Below are 21180 nucleotides of genomic sequence, written 5' to 3'. Positions count from 1 at the left end.
CATCGAGACGCTAGTATCGTGTCAAATCCCTGTGCGCGGTCGCGCCCCTACCATGAATATTCCTACCCGAAGAGCCATCGATTCGATCGGTGACGATACCGAGCAGTCAAGGGCGAACCGGCTTTGTGCCGAGCAGGTCGAGGTCGCCCTGGTCATGCAGGAAATGCTGGGTACAGTCGCCGCGGCACACTACCTGCACGAGAAAAGCATAGCGGTCGAGATCGCAGTGCGCGTGCTGACGCGGGACTGGCAGCGCAGATGGCGTTCACCCGTCAACGTGGCCGCCTTTGAAGCCGCGCCCGCGATGGTCTAGTCGCCGGCTTACCGCACCGCCGGCTCCAGCAATGTCAGCGTCTGCCGTTCCGTATCGAGCCGTGCCCGGATCCCCATCGGCAACGTGAACTGGTGGCGGATGTGCCCGAACGACCACCCCGTCACGGCCGGGATCGTCAATGGCCGCAGGTGCTGGTCGGTGGTTTCATCGAGTGTCAGCGACGGCCCGTCATCGGCCGGTCCGCAGCCTTCGAAAATGCCCAGCATGATGCCCGCGGCGGTGCGCAAGGGCTGGTTCAGGTTCAGCTGCATCATCATCCGGTCCACGCGGTACGGTTCCTCGTTGACCTCCTCGAGGAACAGCAGCGCGTCGCGAATGTCGGCCGCATACGGCGTGCCGGCAAGCGCGCTGACGAGCGCCAGGTTACCGCCCATCAGCCGCCCCGTGCCGGTGCCGGGAACGACGGTGCGCAGCGCATAGTGCGCGTTGTCCGGCGCCTCGTAAGCCTTGCGGCTATTTTCCAGCGCCATGGGGATCACATAGTCGTCTTCCGGCCGCATCAGCACGTTCAGCAGGTGCTCCGTCGAATAATCGGACAAGGTCGACATGCCGACCGGCCCGTGGAACGTGACGAGCCCCGCTTGGCGGTGGATAGCCAGGTGCAGCGCCGTGATGTCGGAGTACCCGACGAGGATCTTCGGATGCCGCCGCATCAGGCCGTAATCCAGGTGCGGCAGCAGTTGCATGGCGCCGGAGCCACCCCGGATCGCCCAGATCGCCTTTACGTCGGGATCGCCGAACATGGCGTGCAGGTCCTCCACGCGGTGTTGCCACGGGCCGGCATAGTTGCCGTTGACTTCGTCCAGGTAGCGGCCCAGCTTTACCTTGAAGCCGAGCGCTTCCGTGTTGGCGATGGCCTTGTCGATCGCCGCGCGCGACACTTGCCCCGCGGGCGTGACCAGGCCGATGGTATCGCCGGGCAGCAGCCGCGGTGGCTTGATGAGTTGCATGATTCTCTTTGGCGAAGACGAACGCGTGGCCGCCGCCACGGGGAAAGCGGCGGCCACCGAGGCAGTCAGCATCATGCGGCCGAAGCCGCGCCGGTCGACCACCCGGTCAGAAGAACTTGTACTTCAGGTTGAACGACAGCGCGCGGCCGCGCGGATCGGCCACGCGCGGATCCCAGCCGGCGCCCACCACTTCATCCACGTTGTGCGCGGTGAACGGCGGCTCTTCGTCGAACAGGTTCTGGATACCCACCGTGAGCGTCGTGTTCTTGAACCCGGTGTACGTGGCCGACACGTCGTATTTCGTGTAGTGGTGCACGCGCGGATCGAAGCCGGCCGGGAAGCCGCTCTTGCCACCGTTCGGTACCTGGTCGTTGTAGCCGCTGGCATAGCGTTGCAGCAGCAGCGCGCTCCAGTTGCCTTTCGAGACGGTCACGCTGGCGCTGTGCTTCCAGCGCAGGTACACGTCGCGCGTGTTGAACTGGCTGACCTGCTCCTTGTACTCCTGGCCCTCGAATTCGGCGAACTTGAAGCTGTCCATGTAGGTGCCGTCCAGCACCGCCGCGTACTTGTAGCCGCCGAAGTTGGCCCCGGTATTGCCATCGTAGCGAAGCCCCACGTCCACGCCGCGCGTCTTCAGCCCGGCGGCGTTGATCCAGCCCGCCTCCACGTGGTCGATCGTGCCCGTGGCCTGGTCGCGCACGATGTACTGCTGCAGGTACTGCCAGTTCTGCAGCACGACCTGCGGTGTGCGGTTCAGGATGCGGTCCTTGATGTTGATCGCCCACCAGTCCAGCGACATCGAGAAATTCCTGAACGGTTCCGCCACGATGCCCAGCGTGCCCTGCTTGGACGTTTCCGGCCGCAGACCCGGATTGCCGCCCGTGTTGTAGTCGAGGCGGGGAATCGCGCAGAAGTCGGGGTTGCCCGGATTGCGCGCGCAGCCTTCCTGGTCGATCACGCCGTTCGGCAGCTCCTGCGACAGCCGGCCGGCATAAAGCTGCGTGAAGCTCGGTGCCAGGAAGCCCTTGCTGGCCGAACCGCGGAACAGCAGCCGCTCGGTCGGCTGGTAGCGGAACGCCACTTTCGGGTTCGTGGTGGCGCCGATCAGGCTGTAGTTGTCCTTGCGAATCGCCAGCTGCACTTCCAGGTCTTTTATCACCGGCACGAGCGCCTCGGCATACACGGCGCGGATGTAGCGCGTGGCCTGGTCCAGGTTCGCGTTGCCCGGTGCCAGCAGGATCTTCGTGGCATCCACGACCTGGGCGAACGAATAGGTTTCCTTGCGCAGATCGAAGCCGGCCGCCATCGACACGGCGCCCGCCGGCAGGTCGAACACTTCGCCGGAAATGGCGCCATCGAGCTGCGTCATCGTGGTGCGGCCATGCTGCAGGCGGCCACGGAACTTGGTCGATTCGATCAGGTCCATCGCCTGCTGCGTCTGCGACTGGCCGGCGCCCACCCAGGGGTTGATGATGCCGGTGCCCAGCGCGGCATACAGCTTGTCCGTCCACGCATAGCCGTCGACGAGGTCGACCTGCGCCTTGCTGCCAGACTTCGACAGGCCCAGCTTGTAGTCGTACTTGCCGCCCAGCGTGCCTTCCAGCGCCACCAGTGCGCGGTAGTTATCCAGCGTCACATCCTGCGTGCGGTTGCCGACCGGCGTGGCGCGCCACTTGTAGAGAATCGGTTTCGTCGCATCGAAGCTCGGGATATACGACGACAGGTTCTGGTAATGCGGACCGCCCACGGGGTAAGCATTGCCGGCGGCCAGCGTGGTGGAGATCTGCAGCGGCGTCAGTTGCGCCGTGGTTTCCGTGCGCGAGCCGAGCAGCTCCACGAACACGCGGTGATCCGCGTTGAGCTTGAACGTGCCGCGCGACACGCCGGTCGTGCGCTCGACCGGGAAGGTCATCACGTAGTCGCCGCCGTAGTCATAGGCGCAGGAAAACTTCGTGCGCGTGATGGGCGTGACGTTGGTCCACAGCTCGCTCGCATATTGCGACATGCCGGGCACGGAGTCGCAATTGCCCTGCAGGCTCAGGAGGTTGGCTTGCAGGTAGGTGGTGGCGTCGCCCGGCATACGGAAGCCGGTGCCCAGCGCGCTGCCCGCACCGGTCAGCAGGTTGGCGTACGGCGTGCCGGTGGTATCCGGCGACAGGCCGCGCCATGGCTGGTAGCCGTTGGCGAAGTCGCGCTGGCTTGACGACAGCTGGTCGTTCACGTCGCGCGTCACGCTGGCCATCACGTTCCAGCCATCCGATTCCAGGTCGCCCACGCCACCCAGCAGGGAGTAGCGGCGTTCCATGCCGCCGCCCGCCTCGGTGCCGTTCAGCGTGGTGGACGCTTCCAGGCCGCGGTAATCCGTTTTCAGGATGAAGTTGACCACGCCGCCGATCGCATCGGTGCCGTAGATCGCCGAGGCGCCATCCTTGAGGATTTCCACGCGCGCGATCGCCGCCAGCGGAATCGAGTTCAGGTCGACGGCCTTGCCGCTGCCGCCGTTGTTGCCCATGCGGCGGCCATTGAGCAGCACCAGCGTGGCGTTCGGTCCCAGGCCGCGCAGCGAGGCGAACGAGGCGCCGCCGGACGTACGGTCGGCGTCCGCCCCGAACACGTTGTTCCCCGAAGTCATGTTGTCGGCACCCGTGCCGTTCGCCGACACGAGCCGCAGCAATTGTTCGGCGTTCGTCACGCCGGCCTTTTCGATCGTGTCCAGCGTGATCGTCTGCACCGGCAGCGCGCCTTCCTTCGCCACGCGCTTGATGCTCGAACCGGTGATTTCCACGCGCTGCATCGGCTGCGCCACCTGCTGCGCGATGGCCGGACCCACGACACCCATCAGCGCAATCATGTGCGCCAGTTTTTTAACCTTCACGACCTTCTCCCGATGTTCAATGGTGTTCGCCGGCTGGCCTGGCGGGCGGCGTTGTCGTGGCAACGTCCTGTCCCGCGGGTCGAGGTTAGCGCGTTGAAAAACACGCCAGCCAATGAATATTGCTGACCCGGCCATAACTTTTTGGAATGCATGATGAAAAGCTATTCCTTCGGGGACATTCTAGCGGCGCCATCGGTGCGGGACGAACGTTGCCGTGGCTCCAGGTCCAGATATCGCCAGTTCGTGAATTCCACCGGGTGACGCTTGTAGTTTTTTAACCACGGTTGCCGGATGTCGGCCGAAATCGGATGCGTCAGCAGCACCCACGGGTTGTAGGCGTGCAGCAGGTCGGCCATCTCGTTGTACAGCCTCGTGCGCGCCGGGCTGTCGGCCATTTTCCGGGCCTGCTCGTAGCGCACGTTGTAGGCCGGCAGGTCGAAGCGGGCATAGTTGGCGCGGCCGACATTGCCGCCATACAGCAGCTGCCAGAAATTGTCGCCGTCGGGGAAATCGGCCACCCAGTTCGTCTCGAACATCATCACCTTGCCCAGCCGCGATGCCTTGATGATCTCCGTTTTCTTGTCGGTCACGAACGTCACGCGCAGCTGGACCGATTCGAACGTCTTGCGCCACAACTCGTCGCGCAGGCGGCCGACGGTCGTCGGCTCGCTGTGCATCGTCAGCACCAGCGGCCGCCCATCGGGCAACGTACGGTAGCCATCGCCGCCCTGCCGGTAGCCGTGGCGGTCCAGCAGCGCCCGCGCCAGCGGCAGGTTGTGCACGATGGGGCTGCGATACGCCGGGTCGTAACCGAGCACGTTCGGCGGCAGGGGCGACTGCGCCGGGATCGCCAGGCCCTTCTTCAGCAGCGCCACATCCTGCGCGCCGTCGTAGGCCAGCGCGATCGCGCGGCGCAGCGCCACCTTGTCCGCCGTGTAGCCGCCGATGACGGGGTGCGCCATGTTCATCCACATGTAGTACGTCTGCAGCACGGGGAAAGGTTCGAGCACCATGCCGCGGCGTGCCAGTGCCGGCTTCAGCACCGGCGTTTGCGAAGCCGGGTCGAGCACCAGGTCGCGCATCGATTCGGGCACCTGCTCGATGTAGTCGAATTCGCCGTTCAGGTAGCCGAGAACGCGCGACTGGTATTCCTCCATGATCTTCACGTCCACGCGGTCCACCAGCGGCAGCTTTTTTCCTTGCCAGCGCCCGTGGTAAGCGGGGTTGGCCAGCAGCGTGATCCGGTCGCTGCGCTTCCATGTGCCGATGCGGAACGGACCGCTGCCGACCGGGTGGTTGCCCAGCTGGCTGCCGTAGTGTTCCGCCACCTCGCGTGCCACGGCGCCGGTGGCCGGCAGCGCGAGATAGAACGGCAGCCCCGGGTCGGGTTCGCGCAGGCGCAGTTGCAGCGTGTAGCGGTCGAGGGCCTCCAGGCCGGCGATGTCGATGGCATGGCTGAAATCCGCCTTCAAGGCTTCGTCGCCCAGCAGCTTGCCTTCGAACAGGAACAGCCACGGCGACCTGACCGCCGGGTCGTACAGGCGCCGGATCGTGTACACATAGTCGGCCGCCGTCACTTCGCGCGGCTTGCCGCCGAAGACGGGATCGGGCGTGAAATGCATGCCGGGCTTGAGCCGGAAGGTCCATGTGGTGCCGGCCGCATCGACCGCGGGCATCGCCACCAGCGTGTTCGGCACCAGCTTCACGGGGCGCGCCAGGTAGTCGTAGCGCAGCATCGGGTCGAACAGGTTTTCCAGCAGCGACAGGCTGGCCAGGTCGGACGCGACGGCCGGGTCCAGCCCCGTCTCGCCGGTGGAGAGCAGCGTGCGCAGCACTTTCGGTTCCGGGCTGGCGGCGGAGGCGGATATCGCCGCGGAGGCGGTCGCCAGCAGGGCGATGGCGGCGAGTTGTCGAAAGCGAATCATGAGTCGCAGCATAGAGCAGCGCCCCCGCGCGCACCAGCCCGACACATCACGCCAACAGCGCTCCTTGTAACTTTTTCGCCTGCCCGACCCGCATTCTTTCATCGCGCACTCTATACTTTGCCTGCAGAATCGCGTTTCAACCATTTTCATTGCCTATGACTCTCAACTATATCTGGGCCGGTTTCTTCCTCGTCGGCTTCGCGGCCGCGCTGGCCCAGTGGATCTTCCTCGGCGACACGGAGATCTTCAAGAAAATCATCGACGGTACGTTCGACTCGGCGCGCAGCGCCGTGATGGATATCGCGCTGCCGCTGGCCGGCGTGATGACGCTGTGGCTCGGCATCATGAACATCGGCGAAAAGGCCGGCGCCATCGCCTGGTTCGCGAAAGTGATCTCGCCGTTCTTCTCGCGCATCTTCCCCGAGGTGCCGAAGGACCACCCGGCCACCGGCCACATGGTGATGAATTTCTCGGCCAACCTGCTGGGCCTGGACAATGCGGCCACGCCGTTCGGCCTGAAGGCGATGGAAAGCCTGCAATCGCTGAATCCGGACAAGGATACGGCCAGCAACGCCCAGATTATGTTCCTGGTGCTGCACACGTCCGGCCTCACGCTGATCCCGCTGGCGATCATGGCGCAACGCGCGATCCTCGGCGCGGCCGACCCGTCGGACATCTTCATCCCCTGCATGATCGCCACCTACGTGGCCACCGTGGCCGGCATCATCGCCGTGTCGATCCGCCAGAAGATCAACCTGTTCGATTCCGTGCTGCTGTCGTGGATGGGCGGCATCACGGTGGCGATCCTGGCGATGATCTGGTACTTCACGAATTTCCTCACCAAGACGGAAATCGAGGTGGTGTCGAAGGTGGTCAGCAACCTGATCCTGATGGGCGTGATCACCACGTTCCTCGTCGGCGCCATGCGCAAGAAGGTCAATGTCTACGAGGCGTTCATCGAAGGCGCGAAGGGCGGCATCCAGACGTCGATCACCGTGATCCCCTACCTGGTGGGCATGCTGGTGGCGATCGGCGTGTTCCGCAACGCGGGCGTGTTCGGCTTCATCGTCGCCGGCTTCGAATGGCTGTTCTCCGGGCTGGGCATGAATACCGACTTCGTGCCGGCGCTGCCGACCGCGCTGATGAAGCCCCTGTCCGGCAGCGGCTCGAAGGCGATGATGATCGACGCGATGCAGACCTACGGGCCCGATTCGTTCGTCGGCCGCCTGGCGTGCATCTTCCAGGGCTCGGCCGATACCACGTTCTACATCGTGGCGCTGTACTTCGGCTCGGTGGGCATCCGCAAGACGCGCTATGCGATCTCCTGCGGCCTGATCGCCGACCTGGCCGGCGTGATCACCGCGATCTGCGTGGCCTATGTGTTCTTCGGCTAAGGGAGTAACGATGGGAGCGACGATGGGAGTGACGATGCGGCTGCGTTATCTTGCCCTGGCCGGCCTGTTCATGTTCGGCGCCGCGCGCGCGGAGCTGCCGGAACCCGTGGCCCGCCTCGCCTACGCGGCCGGCATTCCCGAGGAAGCGATCGGTGCGATCGTGCTGCGCGGGGACACCATCCTTGTTTCCAACGAGGCCGACCAGCCGATGCTGCCGGCATCGACGATGAAGGTGGTCACCGGGATCGTCGCGCTGGACCACCTGGGCCCGGCCTTCCGCGGCCGCACCGAGTTGCGCAGCAAGGGCGACATCGTCGACGGCGTGCTGAAAGGCGACCTGCTCGTGCGCGGCGGCGCTGACCTCGACCTGGACGGGGACGCGCTGCGGTACTTGCTGGAACGCCTGCGTGCGCAGGGCGTGCGCAGGATCGCCGGCGACCTCGTGCTGGACCGCCAGCTGTTCCAGCCGCCCCGGGCGGACGTGGGCAAGCCGCGCTTCGACGAAGCGCCGGAAGCGTATTACAACGTGATCCCCGATGCGCTGCTGATCAACATGAACCTGCTGCACGTGGACATGGACTCCACCGGCAAGACCGCCCGCGTGAAGGCAGCGGCGCTGCCGGAGCTGGACCGCGTGACGGTGCGTTCCGAGCAGGCACTGGTCGATGGCGACTGCGCGAACTGGGAAGACGGCTGGAAGCCGCCCACCGTGGCCCGTGAAGGCGAGCAGCTGACCGTCGTCCTGCATGGCACGTTCCCGCGCAATTGCCGGCAGTCCTACCGCATCAACGTGCTCGATCGCGACGATTACGCGGACCGGCTGGTGCGCGCCACGTGGAAGCGCCTGGGCGGCACCATCTCCGGCAAGACCCGCACGGTGGACCTGGCCACGCACACGTCGACGCTGGCCGCCACCGCCGCGGCGCAGGGGGCGATCGGCAGCACCGACGACACTGGCGCCCCGGCCGTGGCCCCGGCGGCGCATGGGGTGGACGTGGATGGCACGCGCCTGCTCGCGTCGCACGTCTCCCGCGCGCTGCCGGAGCTGGTACGCGACATGATGAAGGTGTCCGATAACGCGTGGGCCCGCACGCTGTTCCTGTCGATCGGCAGCCTGCAAGGCGATGAAAATCTGGGCAGCCGCCCGCTGCCGGCCGGCCAGCGGCTGGCGATGCTGATGGCGGCGAACACGGGCGACACGTCGATGCCGGCCACCACGCAGGCCAGGGCCGAAGCAGTAGTTCGCGGCTGGTTCAAGCGTCACGGCATCGACGACAGCGGCATGGTGCTGGAAAACGGCTCGGGCCTGTCGCGCATCGAGCGCCTGCGGCCGGTGCAGCTAGCCGCCGTGCTGGCCGCCGCCGAGGAATCGCAGTGGGCCCCGGAATTCCAGGCCAGCCTGCCGATCGTGGCCGTGGACGGCACGATGAAGCGGCGGCTGAAAACCAGCCCCGCCGCCTCGCGCGCCCGCATCAAGACCGGCACCCTGAACCACGGCGTGGCGGTGGCCGGCTACGTGCCGGATGCGAACGGCGAGCAGTGCATCGTCGTCGCCATCATCAACCACGACAACGTGGACCACGCCGCCGGCCGCGGCATCGTCGACGCGCTGATCGACTGGACCGCCAACAGCAGCGCCGCCTCCCCGATGTAATGCGGAAAAACTGGGGACGGACCCCTGTTTCCAGGCAATTTTATTGGAACAGGTGCGCGGTCTCACACGTGCCAAGTTTTAATTTCCTCAAAACCAGGATACGTCCCCAGTTTTGTCGCCTGGAAAAACTGGGGACGGACCCCTGTTTTCAGGCAAGTAAATCGGGATGCCTAAACGCCAGGCAGCTTTCACGCAGAAAATTTCCTCTAAACAGGGGTACGTCCCCAGTTTTGGCTTTTTACAAGACGCGGGTATAGCTGGCGCGCACGGCGTCGCGGTCGCCGCAGTCGAAGTGCCACCATTCGGTATTGATGCCGACGAATCCGGCGCCGAACATCGCGTCCCGCAGCAGTTGCCGGTTGGCGGCCTGCTGCGCGGTGAGCCGGCCGGTGGCCAGCATCTCGGGTTCCAGCGCCGGATGCGACAGTGCCGTCATGTCGTCGAAGCCGGTGCCCATGTCGAGTTCCCGGCCGTGTTCGTCGACGATCGTCGCATCCACCGCCATGCCGAAGGAATGGATCGAGCCGCGCGCCGGGTCGGCCAGGTACATGCGCAGGTCGGTGCCGGCCAGCGCTTCCCACAATTGCTCCTGCACGCGGTGCGGCCGCAGCGCGTCGAGGATCAGCAGCGTGCAGCCGGGCCGGTGCGCCGCCAGCAATGCCGCGGCGCGCCCGATCGCCTCGGCCGCTTCGCGGTGCAGCCACGCGCAGTCGAGCGGCGAGTACAGGTCGCGGCCCACGAAGTTGTCGCGCGTGGCATAGCGCAGGTCGACACGGATGCCGGCGATCGACGACAGGTGCCGGTAGTCCGGGTGGCCGGGGTTGCCGGTCAGCTGCTCGCTGGTGATGGTGGGCTTCATGGCCGGTGTCCTGACATGTCCAGGCAGGCGCGGGCAGCCTGCGCAATGCAGCCGGCGAGCTGGCCTGCGCCGTGGGAGAGCGGCGAATGGCCGGCCGTCAGCAGGTACAGGGCGATGCCGATCGGCGGCTCCAGCGGCCGGCGCTGGATGCGCGTGGACGACGCGGCCGTAAACGGGTCCACGACCGCCATGCCGCCGCCCGCCTCGACCAGCGAGCGGGCGATCTGGTATGTCTGCACCACGGTGCGGAAGGTGGGATGAAAGCCCTGTGCCTCGCATGCGGCCATCACCAGTTCGCCGAGCGGGTCGTCGTCGGCATGGCCGATCAGTTCTTCCTGCAGGCCGCATGGCGACAGCGGCAGCGCCAGTTCCTCCTCGCGCCACGTGCCGGGCGGTGCGATCGCCGTCATCGCGCCATGCGCGATCGGTTCGGCGACGATGCCGGGGTGGCGCGGGTCCTGCAGCGACAGGCCGATATCGGCCTCGCCGAGGCGCAGCATGTTGACGATCTCGCTCGTGTGATGCGTGGCCAGTTCGCAGCGCGTGGCGGGAAAGTCGCGCCGCCATCGGGTCATCGCATCGGGCAGCACGGAGACGGCCAGCGTGGGCGTGGAGACCAGCCGGATCGTTTCCACCGCCCGTCCCTTCAGGCTCGCGGCCAGCCGCCGGATGCCCTGCAGGTCGCGGTGCAGCTTTTCCGTTTCGGCGAACAGCCGGTGCGCTTCCGGCTTCGGGTACAGCTTGCCGCGCACGCGCTCGAACAGCGGCATGCCGAGCTGCAGTTCCGCATGCTGCAGCACCTTCGTGACGGCCGGCTGGGAGATGTGCAGCACCTGGGCGGCGCCGCTGATCGTGCCGACCTGCATGATCGCGTGGAAGACTTCGATGTGGCGCAGGCGCATGGGCTCCCCTTCTGTCGAATGTTCAGGATAGGAGAATCGCCACCGCGGCGCAACGCTTCAGGGCTTGGCCGCGGCCGGCGCCGCTTGCTGGACAGGCTGCGGTGCCGGCTTCGGCGCCGTCAGCACTTCCAGGATCGCCGCGCTTTCCGCATCGGGCCAGCCATCCCAGTTGGCCTGCCGGTACTTGGTCTGGAACGCCACCAGCACATTGTGCGTGGCTTCGTCCAGCACGCCGGTGTTCGGCACCGCATAGCCATGCTGCGCCAGCTTTTGCTGGAACCAGGCGATGTCCGGCATCGCCGCCTCGAAGCGCGCCTTGTTCTGCGCCACGGCGTTTGCATCCGGCCACAGGATCAGGCCCGCGTCCGCCAGCTGCTTCCACGGGAACAGCGGCCCCGGGTCCTGCTTGCGCTGGGGTGCGATGTCCGAATGGGCCAGGATGTTTTCCGGCGCCACGCCGTGGCGCTTGACCAGATCCTTCAGCAGCGGGATCAGCTGGTCGATCTGCGCCTGCGGGAACGGATAGTACTGGCGGCGGCCGTCGGGCGTGAGCGTGAAGCCGGGGTTGACGATCTCGATGCCGATCGAGCTGCTGTTCAGGTTCGTGAAGTTCTTCCAGTTCGACACGCCGGCATGCCAGGCGGCGTTCTTCTCGTCCACCAGGGCGTAGAACTTCGGCTGCGTCGTGTCGGTCAGCAGGTAGTGGGCGCTGACTTCCTTTTCCGTCAGCAGCATGATCGAGCGCTGCAGGTCGGACACCGTGTAGTGCAGCACGATGAAGCGCACGCGGCTGCTTTGCCCCTTCGCGGTCAGCGAATGATCGAGCTGGTAAGGCGGCGCCGGCGGCGTGGTGGCGCAGCCGGCCAGCGCGGCGGCGAACAGGGTGGCAAGCAGGATCTTTTTCATCGTGTCGGGTCAGGTCTTGGTAGGTTCGGGCCGGATGGCCAGGCGCGCGGCTGCCGCGTGCGGCCGCGCTGTTCTTTGTTCGAGGTCCAGGCCGGCCGGCAGCGCCTCCCGCATCGCCTGCGCGATCAGGGGATGCAGCCCGGCCGCCCGGCCCGACAACACGATCGGCCGCGGGCCGAAGCGTGACGCCAGTGCCTGCGCCAGCCGGGCCAGTTCGACGCCGGCCTGCCGCAGGATTTCGCGCGCTTCCGGATCTTCCTCCGCGCTGCGCGCCACGGCCAGCGCCAGCTGCCCGATCTCGCCCCGCTGGCGGGTGTAGATGAACTGCCGCGAGAACGACCAGTCGCTGCCGCCCACGTGATCGAACACCGCGCGGGCCAGCGGCGATGCCTGCCAGGCGCCCGGCTGCTCGTCTTCGCGGCGCCAGATGCGGCGCATCGCCTCGCGGGCAATCCAGAAACCACCGCCGCCATCGTCCAGCACCACGCCGCGGCCGCCGGCGCGGTGGACTTCGCCGCCCGCATCGATGAACGCCGCGATGGAACCGGTACCGGCATAGACGAGATACCCGTTGCCGGGCTCGAACGCGTCGAGGAAGGCGATTTCGATATCGTTGCACAGGTTGATGTCCTGCGGCGCCACGCCGAGCAGTTCGGCCAGCCAATCGGTGAGCAGTTGCGAATCGCCGCCGAAACCCGTCAGGCCGGCGCTGACACGGCATGGCCGGCCATGCGCCAGCACGTCGCGGGCCAGCGCTTCGAAGGTGGTGCGCAGGCGCGCCCGCCCTTCCGGGCTGGCCATCTGCAATGCGGATGACCCGGCCACGTGGCCTTCGGCGACGATGGTGCCGAAGGCATCGGCAAGCGCCCAGCGCGTTTGCGTGCCGCCGGCATCGATGCCCAGGCCAACGTCATGCGCTTCCATCATGCGCCTTCATCACACTTTTGCGCCGGCACGCGCGCTCTCGTTCCCGACGCGATCGACCGCCGTGACGACCACGGCGCGCGCCGGCACGCCGGCCAGATCGCGCAGCACGATTTCGTTCTTGCCGGCCGGCGCCGTCGTGAAGCGCCACTCGTCGCCGTAGCGCGCCCAGATCGCGTAGGTCACGGCGTTTCTCGCCGTGCCGATCGCCACCGCCAGGCCGCCATCGCCCCGCTTTACCGCCACCGTGGGGGCATCGGGTGCCCGGTCGCCCAGCCATGGCGAGGCCGGCACCAGCGCCGCGCTCTGGTAGCTCTGCGCCTTCAGCCGGTCGTACAGGCCGCCGCGGTTCTGCATCAATGGGGCGATCGAGAAATGCACGTGGCCCCGCGCGGCCGGGCGGCTGCGCGTGACATCGATCTGCTGCACGATTTCGTCCGGCCCGAACGGCTTCGCGGAACCGTCGGCCGTGCGGCTGGTGAACAGGCCGGGCCACACGTGGCGGCCGCGCGTGTTCTGCGCCAGCCAGTAGTCGAGCAACACCGGATAGGCCTGCGGCGCCTGGCCGATGGGCCAGTACAATTGCGGCGCCAGGTAATCGAGCCAGCCCTTCTGCAGCCACAGCTCGGCATCGGCATACAGCTTGTCGTACTGCGAAAAACCGGCGATGCCGCGCGGGCGGCGGTCCGGGCGGCCGATGCCGAACGGGCTGATGCCGAACTTCACCCACGCCTTTTCGCGGCGGATGCCCAGGTAGATCCGCTCGATCAGGCGGTCCACGTTCTGCCGCCGCCAGCCGGCGCGGTCGAGCGTGCCGCCGCCGCGCACGTAGCGCTGCCACGACGGTTCGTCGGGAAACGGCAGTTCCGGCTTTTGCCACGACGGCGCATCCAGCGCCACCGCTTCGCCGCCTGCCGAGGCGGGCGCCTCGATCGGGTAGGGATAGAAATAATCGTCGATGTGCACGCCGTCGATGTCGTAGCGGCGCACCACGTCGAGGATCACGTCCAGGGTCCGCTGCGATGCGGCTTCTTCGCCCGGGTCCATCCACAGCAGCTTGCCGTAGGTTTTCACGGCCTGCGGGTTGGTGTTCGCGAAATGCTCTTTCGCCAGCGGCGTGCGGGCGGCCGCATGGCGCGCGCGGTAGGGATTGAACCACGCGTGCAGCTCGAGGCCGCGCGCATGCGCCTGGTCCACCCAGAACTGCAGCGGGTCCCACATCGGCGACGGTTCCTTGCCGGAGCGGCCGGTCATGAACTCCGACCACGGTTCCAGTTTCGAGGGATAGATCGCATCGGCGCTGGGGCGCACCTGCAGCACGATCGCATTCAGGTTCAGCGCCTTGGCCCGGTCCAGGATCGCGACCGCCTCGGACTGCTGTTTGGCCACCGGCGCGTTGCTGCGGCTGGGCCAGTCGATGTTGGCGACGGTGGAGACCCAGGCGGCGCGGAATTCGCGCGGCGCGGCGGGCGGCTCGTTGCCCGTGTAGCGCAGCGGCTCGGGATGCGGGACGGGGCCGGTCGCGCCAGCGCCGGCGGCAGGCACCTCGGGACGTTTCGGGGATGTCGAGCATGCGCTCATCAGCGCCGCCAGGACGCCGGCGCTGCCTGCGGAAAGCAAAAGCCGCTTGTTACGATCGAAAGCCAAGACCACTCCTGTGAAATAAGCGGCAATATTGTAATCCCAGCCGCTTGCCTGGCCCCGTCCTGGTCAGTTTCGGCCAAACCCGGGGTCGATCTTCACCAGCGCCGTCATGGCGAACGCGGGAATCGTGGCCAGGCAGGCCCAGATGAAGAAGTTGCGATAGCCCATGAGCTCCTGCAGGTAACCGCTGGCCATCTGCGGCACCATCATGCCCAGCGCCATGAAGCCGGTGCAGATCGCATAGTGCGCCGTCTTGTGCTCGCCCTCGCACACCATGATCATGTACATCAGGTAGGAGGCAAAGCCGAAGCCGTAGCCGAACTGCTCGACCGCCATCGCCACGGTGACCAGGCCGATGCTGTCGGGCTGCGTTTGCGACAGGTAGACGAACACGAGGCCCGGCAGGTGCAGGATGAACGCCATGGGCCACAGGCAGCGCTTCAGGCCGAAACGGGCGATGGCCAGGCCGCCCAGCAGGCCGCCGACCGTCAGCGCGATGATGCCGACGGTGCCGTAGACGAAGCCGACCTGCGTATTGTCCAGCCCCAGCCCGCCCTCGGCCACCGGGTCGAGCAGGAACGGCACGGCCATCTTCAGCAGCTGCGATTCGCCGAGGCGGAACAGCAGCAGGAAGCCGAGGATCGTGACGATGCCTTTCTTCTGGAAGAATGCGGCGAACGTGAGGAAGAATTCGGCGAACGGGCTGCCTTTCACGCGCGCCGGCGTGTCCGCGGCGGGGCGCGGCAGCATGAAGAAGTGCCAGGCGCACAGCAGCGCGAACACCGCGGCCAGCAAGCCGAATACGATCGACCACGCGCTGCGGGGGTCGCCCGTGCGGGTGATGAGGATGCCGGCCAGCGCCACCAGGGCGCCCTGGCCCGTGATGTTGGCCAGCCGGTAGAACGTGCTGCGCACGCCCACGTAGGCCGCCTGCTCCTTTTGCGGCAGCGCGAGCATGTAGTAGCCATCGGCAGCGATATCGTGCGTGGCGGACGAGAAGGCCATCAGCCACAGCACGGCAAGGCTCGCCTGGAAGAACGTGGGAAGGTGCGTCGTGAAGGCCACCAGCGCCAGCGCCACGCCGGTGAGGCCCTGCAGTGCCACGGTCCACTGGCGCTTGGTGCCGAACATTTCCACGACCGGCGCCCACAGCGGCTTGATGACCCAGGGCAGGTACAGCCACGACGTGTAGAGGGCGATTTCCGTATTGGAGAAGCCGGTGTTCTTGTACATCACCAGCGAGAGGGACATGACGGCGAAATAGGGAATGCCCTGGCCGAAGTAGAGGGTGGGCACCCACCACCAGGGACTGCGCTGCGCTGCTTTCATTACATCCTTCGATTCGACGACTATACAAGGATGCAGGCGGCGCTTCAGGCGTTCAGGGCCCCGCGCACGCTGCCTCCGGCTCGTGCCAGCAGGCTTTCGGCCCGCGGCACCGGCACCTTCTTCAGCAGTGCGACGATGGCCACCTTGACGTGGAAGCCGCACTCCTCCAGCACGGCCCGCGCGGCGGCTTCGTCGGCGCCGGTGGCATGCACCGTCAGGCGCACCGTGCGCGCGAACAGCTTGGCGTTGGTGGGTTTCAAGTCTACCATCAAGTTCCGGTACACCTTGTAGAGCCGCACCATGATGGCGCTGGAGATCGTGTTCAGCACGATCTTCTGCGACGTGCCGGCCTTCAGCCGCGTGCTGCCCGAGATGACCTCTGCACCGGTATCGAGCGTGATGCCCACGTGCGCCCCGGTGACTACCGGCGCATCGGCATTGTTGGCGATGCCGATCGTCAGCGCGCCGGCTTCGCGCGCGGCGTACAGGGCGCCCAGCACATACGGCGTGCCGCCGGACGCGGCCAGCAGCAATACCACGTCGTCGGGAGCGGGGCCGATCGAGCGCAGGTCGCGGGCGCCCTGTTCGCGGTCATCCTCCGCCCCCTCGACCGCCATGAACATCGCGCCCTCGCCGCCGGCCAGCAGCGCGACCGCGCGTTCGGGCGGCCAGGAAAACGTGGGGTACAGCTCCACGCTGTCGAGCACGCCGAGCCGGCCCGAAGTGCCGGCACCCACGTAGACCAGCCGCCCGCCCGCCGCGATGCGGGGCACGGCCGCCTCGATGGCCGCGGCAATTCGTGGCGCCGCCGCGCGCACCGCCTGCACGGCGTTGAACTGGTCGTCGACGAACGCCGCCACCAGCTCGGGAACCGGGTACTGGTCCAGCTGCGCGTGCTCGCTGCTCGGGGCTTCGGTTTTCAGCATGGAAGCCAGTGTATGCCAAAGCCCTCAACCGCGGCGCATCTCGGCCACGAAGTCGTAGTGGTCGCTGCGGCAATAGGAATGCGTGAGCTCCACCGCCTCGCCGTTCTCGAGATAGGCGATGCGGGTGATGAACAGCACGGCCTGGCCTTCGGGCACGTCGAGCTGGCGCGCCAGCTCGGCCGGGGCGTTCATCGCGCGGATGTGCTGCAGCGCGCGCACCGGCGGCTTGCCGATCCGTTCCAGGTACTGGTACAGCGAATCGCCGATCGCCAGCGGATCGGGCACCACGGTGGCCGGCAGCACGCTCACTTCATAGGCCATTGCCACGTCGTCGGCAAAACGCAGCCGTTCCAGCCGGGCCACCCTGGTGTTCGGCGACAGGGCAAGGCTCATCTGTTCGTCCGCGCCCGCGATGACGATGTCGCGCCGCAGCCAGCGCGAGGCCGGCTTGTAGCCACGCTGCTGCAACTGCTCTGAAAAGCTCGACAGGTTCGACAGCGGCTGTTCGATGCGCGGCGCGATGTAGTTGCCCGAACCGCGCTTGCGCACGACGAGCCCCTGCTCCACCAGCTGGTCGATGGCCTTGCGGGCCGTGACGCGCGACACGTTCAGCTGCTCGGACAGCGTGCGCTCGGAGGGCAGCGCCTGGTCCACCTGGTAGCGGCCCGCGCGCACGTCATCCGTCAGCTTGCGCGCGATCTGCATGTACAGTGGCGAGGTGTCCGGCTTCGACCCTTCGAGCCTCGAACCTGCCGGCTTCGCAGCATGCGGCTTCGAATCTTCAGGCTTGGCACCATCGCGTGGCTGGGCTGCTTCCTTGGCTTGCTGCAAAATCATGACAATTCTCCTATACCGCATAGTGTAACGGCGATGGACAATGGCCGCCTCGTTCGCCGCGCATGGAAAACACGGGCGCGCATCGCGGCAGAGCTTGTCCAACGACGCAGTAATCCGTACCGGACAGGCATCACCCGCGGTTATGGCCGGCGCATCAGCTTTCATTGGCCGGGCAGCCGGTGCCGGGCGTAAGCTCTTTCCTCACATCGGATCGGGGGCCATGGCCGCATGCAGCACAAGCAATACCAGGTGGTCGTCATCGGCGGCGGCGTCGTCGGCCTCACCTCGGCCTGGTGGCTGCTGGAAGCGGGTTTCCGTGTCGCCCTGCTCGAGCGGGCGCCCGGCGTGGGCAACGGCGCCAGCTACCGCAACGGCGGACAGCTGAGCTACCGCTACGTGTCGCCGCTGGCCGATGCCGGCGTGCCGTGGAAGGCGCTGCGGTGGATGTTCCAGGAGGCGGGGCCGCTGCGGTTCCGGCCCGAGGCCGATGTGCGCCAGTGGCGCTGGCTCGCGCAGTTCCTGGCCAACTGCAATGCCGCGAGCAACCGGCGCACCACCGTCAAGCTGCTGGAACTGGGAGAGCACAGCCGGAACATGATGGCGCAGCTGGCTCCCACGGTGCCGCTGGCCGAATTCGGCTGGCGCGATGCGGGCAAGCTGGTCGTCTACCGGTCCCGGGCCCTGTTCGACGCCGCCATCGCCAAGCCCGATCCGGACAACAGCCGCCGCGTGCTGAGCGGCACCGAAGCGGCCGCGCTGGAACCCGCCCTGGCTTCCCTGGCGCCGCGGCTGGCCGGCGGCATCTTCAACAGCGGCGAGGCGGTGGCCGACTGCCATGCCTTCTGCCTGGCGCTGGAACGGCGGCTGCAAGCGCATCCGCGCTTCGACGGCACCATCCATGCCAATGCCACTTGCCTGTTCGCGGAAAACGACAGGATCTCCGCCGTCGAAACAGATCGCGGATGGGTGACGGGCGAGCACTTCGTGCTGGCCGCCGGCATCGCGAGCCGCAGCCTGGCCGCCACGGCCGGCATCCGCCTGCCCCTGTATCCGCTGAAAGGCTACAGCCTGACCGCGCCCATCGGTCCCGGGCACACGGCGCCCGCCATCAGCGTGACCGACTTCGAACGCAAGACGCTGTACGCCCGCATCGGCGACCAGCTGCGCGTGGCGGCGATGGTGGACATGGTCGGCGAGGACACGTCGCTGAACCCGCGCCGCGTGGCCGGCCTCACGCGCCTGGTGCGCGACACGATGCCCGCGGCCGCCGACTACTCGCGCATCGTCCCCTGGGCCGGCCTGCGCCCCGCCACCCCGAACAGCGCCCCGCTCCTCGGCCCCACGCGGCACGGCAACCTGTGGCTGAACGTGGGCCACGGCCCCCTCGGCTTCACCTTCGCCTGCGGCACCGCCGCCCTCCTCGCCGACCTGATGACCGGCCGCCCTACCCCGTTCGCCCTCGACATCCTCGCCTGGCCCCGATAAACATTGCCTGGAAAATGGGGACGTACCCCATTTTCCAGGCAATATTTCTCGAAAAATGGGGTACGTCCCCATTTTTCAAGCAACTTTTCGTGGTGCGAGCGCCTGCGGGGCGATATGGCGGATAATGTCGGCTTTTCATTGTCCGACTTGCCATGTCCAAGACGAAGATCCCGGCCGGGTGCCCTTGCGGCGGCGGGCCGTCGCTGGCGGCCTGCTGCGGCCCATACATCAATGGCAGCCAGTTGCCCGCCACGGCCGAGCTGCTGATGCGCTCCCGCTACACGGCCTACACGCTGAGGAACGAGCCCTACCTGCTGGCCACCTGGCATCCCAGCACCCGTCCGACCGAGCGGATCATCGATCCGGACGAGCCGTTGCAATGGCTGGGACTTGAGGTAAAATCGACTTTACGTTTACGTCAACGTAAAGCAGATTTCGGCGGCCAGGGCCATCCGGACCAGGACTATGTGGAATTCGTGGCCCGCTTCCGCCAGCATGGCAAGGGACAGCGGCTGCACGAGATCAGCCGCTTCCTGCGCGAGCCCGACCCAAGCCTCGGCGGCACGCCGCGCTGGTTCTACGTCGACGGAGATTTTCCGACCAAAGAATAAAGGGGACACCGCATGCCGCACATCGACAGCAAACTCAATCCGCGCAGCGAGGATTTCCGCGCCAACGCCGCCGCCATGGAGGCGCTGGTCGACGACCTGCGCCTCCGCGTCGCGAAAGTGGCCGAAGGCGGCGGCGCGGCGGCCTGCGCGAAGCACACGGGGCGCGGCAAGCTGCTGCCCCGCGAGCGCGTGCGCATGCTGCTCGATCCCGGCACCCCGTTCCTCGAATTCTCGCAACTGGCCGCCTTCGACATGTATGACGACGCGGCGCCATCGGCCGGCATCATCACCGGCATCGGCCGCGTGTCGGGCCAGGAATGCGTCATCGTCTGCAACGACGCCACCGTCAAGGGCGGCACATACTACCCGATCACGGTGAAAAAACACCTGCGCGCGCAGGAGATCGCCGAGCAGAACAGGCTGCCGTGCATCTACCTGGTGGATTCGGGCGGCGCCAACCTGCCGAACCAGGACGAAGTCTTCCCCGACCGCGACCACTTCGGCCGCATTTTTTATAACCAGGCCAACCTGTCCGCCCAGGGCATTCCGCAGATCGCGGTCGTCATGGGTTCGTGTACGGCAGGCGGCGCCTACGTGCCGGCGATGAGCGACGAGTCGATCATCGTCAAGGAACAGGGCACGATCTTCCTGGGCGGCCCGCCGCTGGTGAAGGCGGCGACCGGCGAAGTGGTGACGGCGGAAGACCTGGGCGGCGGCGACGTGCACACCCGCCTTTCGGGCGTGGCCGACCACCTGGCGCAGAACGATACCCACGCGCTGGCGCTGGCCCGCAACATCGTCTCGCACCTGAACCGGCAAAAACCCGATTTCGCCGTTCGTGAAGTCGTCGAACCGAAATTCGCGCCCGAGGAACTGTATGGCGTGATCCCCGTCGATACGCGCAAGCCGTTCGACATCCGCGAAGTGATCGCGCGCATCGTGGACGGCAGCGAGTTCGACGAATTCAAGGCCCGCTACGGCACCACGCTGGTGTGCGGCTTCGCCCACATCCACGGCATGCAGGTGGGGATCATCGCCAACAACGGCATCCTGTTTTCCGAATCCGCGCTGAAGGGCACGCACTTCATCGAACTGTGCTGCCAGAGGAAGATCCCGCTGGTCTTCCTGCAGAACATCACCGGCTTCATGGTGGGCCGCAAGTACGAGAACGAAGGCATCGCCCGCAACGGCGCCAAGATGGTCACCGCCGTGGCCACGGCCGCGGTGCCGAAGTTCACCGTCATCATCGGCGGCAGTTTCGGCGCCGGCAACTACGGCATGTGCGGCCGCGCCTATTCGCCGCGCTTCCTGTGGATGTGGCCCAATGCGCGCATCTCCGTGATGGGCGGCGAGCAGGCCGCCTCCGTGCTGGCCACCGTGAAACGCGACGGCATCGAAGCAAAGGGCGGCACGTGGTCGCAGGACGAGGAAGCCGCGTTCAAGCAGCCGATCAAGGAACAGTACGAACACCAGGGCCATCCCTACTATGCCAGCGCGCGGTTGTGGGACGATGGCATCATCGACCCGGCCGACACGCGCATGGTGCTGGGCCTGGGCCTGTCGGCGGCATTGAACGCCCCGATCCCGGACACGAAATTCGGCGTCTTCCGCATGTAACCGCGCAA

General features: G+C 66.7%; 17 protein-coding genes. 6 read left to right on the top strand and 11 right to left on the bottom strand.

Features of this window, described 5'->3' with window-relative positions; all coding sequences use genetic code 11:
* Window positions 1-52 precede the first annotated feature (52 nt).
* The gene (locus tag ACY65G_RS19000; protein WP_464998862.1) at window positions 53-313 is read left to right on the top strand and encodes a hypothetical protein; all 261 of its coding nucleotides are present in this window, start codon (window positions 53-55) and stop codon (window positions 311-313) included.
* An 8-nt stretch (window positions 314-321) separates the two neighbouring features.
* Here the strand turns inward: ACY65G_RS19000 and ACY65G_RS18995 are convergent, their stop codons facing one another.
* The 3 genes from ACY65G_RS18995 to ACY65G_RS18985 form a co-directional block, all read right to left on the bottom strand.
* Window positions 322-1284, bottom strand: a complete 963-nt coding sequence (locus ACY65G_RS18995) for a S66 peptidase family protein (protein ID WP_464998861.1) — start codon at window positions 1282-1284, stop codon at window positions 322-324.
* 106 nt (window positions 1285-1390) lie between these two features.
* Complete coding sequence (locus ACY65G_RS18990; RefSeq protein WP_464998860.1) at window positions 1391-4159, bottom strand: TonB-dependent receptor; 2769 nt, start codon at window positions 4157-4159, stop codon at window positions 1391-1393.
* Between the two features lie 161 nt (window positions 4160-4320).
* Window positions 4321-6084, bottom strand: coding sequence for an ABC transporter substrate-binding protein (locus tag ACY65G_RS18985; protein WP_464998859.1), 1764 nt, complete (start codon window positions 6082-6084; stop codon window positions 4321-4323).
* 155 nt (window positions 6085-6239) lie between these two features.
* On the opposite strand from ACY65G_RS18985, the gene ACY65G_RS18980 reads away from it, so the two are divergent.
* Window positions 6240-7478 carry a nucleoside recognition domain-containing protein gene (locus tag ACY65G_RS18980; RefSeq protein ID WP_464998858.1) on the top strand — a complete coding sequence of 413 codons (1239 nt, stop codon included), beginning with the start codon at window positions 6240-6242 and terminating at the stop codon, window positions 7476-7478.
* Between the two features lie 22 nt (window positions 7479-7500).
* Window positions 7501-9132, top strand: a complete 1632-nt coding sequence (gene dacB / locus ACY65G_RS18975) for a D-alanyl-D-alanine carboxypeptidase/D-alanyl-D-alanine endopeptidase (RefSeq protein WP_464998857.1) — start codon at window positions 7501-7503, stop codon at window positions 9130-9132.
* A gap of 238 nt (window positions 9133-9370) precedes the next feature.
* Here the strand turns inward: dacB and ACY65G_RS18970 are convergent, their stop codons facing one another.
* Genes ACY65G_RS18970 through ACY65G_RS18935 form a run of 8 tightly spaced genes read right to left on the bottom strand, consistent with a single transcriptional unit; the run spans window position 9371 to window position 17327 of the window.
* Entirely contained in the window at window positions 9371-9991 is a 621-nt protein-coding gene (locus tag ACY65G_RS18970) for a M15 family metallopeptidase (protein ID WP_464998856.1), read from the bottom strand.
* Window positions 9988-10893 carry a LysR family transcriptional regulator gene (locus ACY65G_RS18965; protein WP_464998855.1) on the bottom strand — a complete coding sequence of 302 codons (906 nt, stop codon included), beginning with the start codon at window positions 10891-10893 and terminating at the stop codon, window positions 9988-9990. Before ACY65G_RS18965 ends, ACY65G_RS18970 begins: the two co-directional genes overlap by 4 nt.
* 57 nt (window positions 10894-10950) lie before the next feature.
* Entirely contained in the window at window positions 10951-11799 is an 849-nt protein-coding gene (locus tag ACY65G_RS18960; protein WP_464998854.1) for an N-acetylmuramoyl-L-alanine amidase, read from the bottom strand.
* A 9-nt stretch (window positions 11800-11808) separates the two neighbouring features.
* On the bottom strand, window positions 11809-12726 hold the full coding sequence (locus ACY65G_RS18955; RefSeq protein ID WP_464998853.1) for an N-acetylglucosamine kinase: 918 nt from the start codon (window positions 12724-12726) through the stop codon (window positions 11809-11811).
* A gap of 9 nt (window positions 12727-12735) precedes the next feature.
* Window positions 12736-14376: a glycoside hydrolase family 10-like protein gene (locus ACY65G_RS18950; RefSeq protein WP_464998852.1), complete on the bottom strand. Its 1641-nt coding sequence runs from the start codon at window positions 14374-14376 to the stop codon at window positions 12736-12738.
* A 57-nt stretch (window positions 14377-14433) separates the two neighbouring features.
* Window positions 14434-15696 carry an MFS transporter gene (locus ACY65G_RS18945; RefSeq protein ID WP_464998851.1) on the bottom strand — a complete coding sequence of 421 codons (1263 nt, stop codon included), beginning with the start codon at window positions 15694-15696 and terminating at the stop codon, window positions 14434-14436.
* A gap of 44 nt (window positions 15697-15740) precedes the next feature.
* On the bottom strand, window positions 15741-16622 hold the full coding sequence (locus tag ACY65G_RS18940; RefSeq protein WP_464998850.1) for an N-acetylmuramic acid 6-phosphate etherase: 882 nt from the start codon (window positions 16620-16622) through the stop codon (window positions 15741-15743).
* Window positions 16623-16646: 24 nt separating this feature from the next.
* The gene (locus tag ACY65G_RS18935; protein ID WP_464998997.1) at window positions 16647-17327 is read right to left on the bottom strand and encodes a GntR family transcriptional regulator; all 681 of its coding nucleotides are present in this window, start codon (window positions 17325-17327) and stop codon (window positions 16647-16649) included.
* 360 nt (window positions 17328-17687) lie between these two features.
* On the opposite strand from ACY65G_RS18935, the gene ACY65G_RS18930 reads away from it, so the two are divergent.
* The 3 genes from ACY65G_RS18930 to ACY65G_RS18920 all read left to right on the top strand — a co-directional run bounded on the left by ACY65G_RS18930 (window position 17688) and on the right by ACY65G_RS18920 (window position 21172).
* A complete protein-coding gene (locus ACY65G_RS18930) occupies window positions 17688-18944 on the top strand; it encodes a D-amino acid dehydrogenase (protein ID WP_464998849.1) in 1257 nt (418 codons plus the stop codon).
* Window positions 18945-19096: 152 nt separating this feature from the next.
* Window positions 19097-19555: a YchJ family protein gene (locus ACY65G_RS18925; protein WP_464998848.1), complete on the top strand. Its 459-nt coding sequence runs from the start codon at window positions 19097-19099 to the stop codon at window positions 19553-19555.
* 12 nt (window positions 19556-19567) lie between these two features.
* Entirely contained in the window at window positions 19568-21172 is a 1605-nt protein-coding gene (locus ACY65G_RS18920) for a carboxyl transferase domain-containing protein (RefSeq protein ID WP_464998847.1), read from the top strand.
* Window positions 21173-21180 lie beyond the last annotated feature (8 nt).

The organism is Pseudoduganella sp. jia 12 (assembly GCF_055502675.1).
This window is presented reverse-complemented; position numbering and strand designations above follow the sequence as displayed.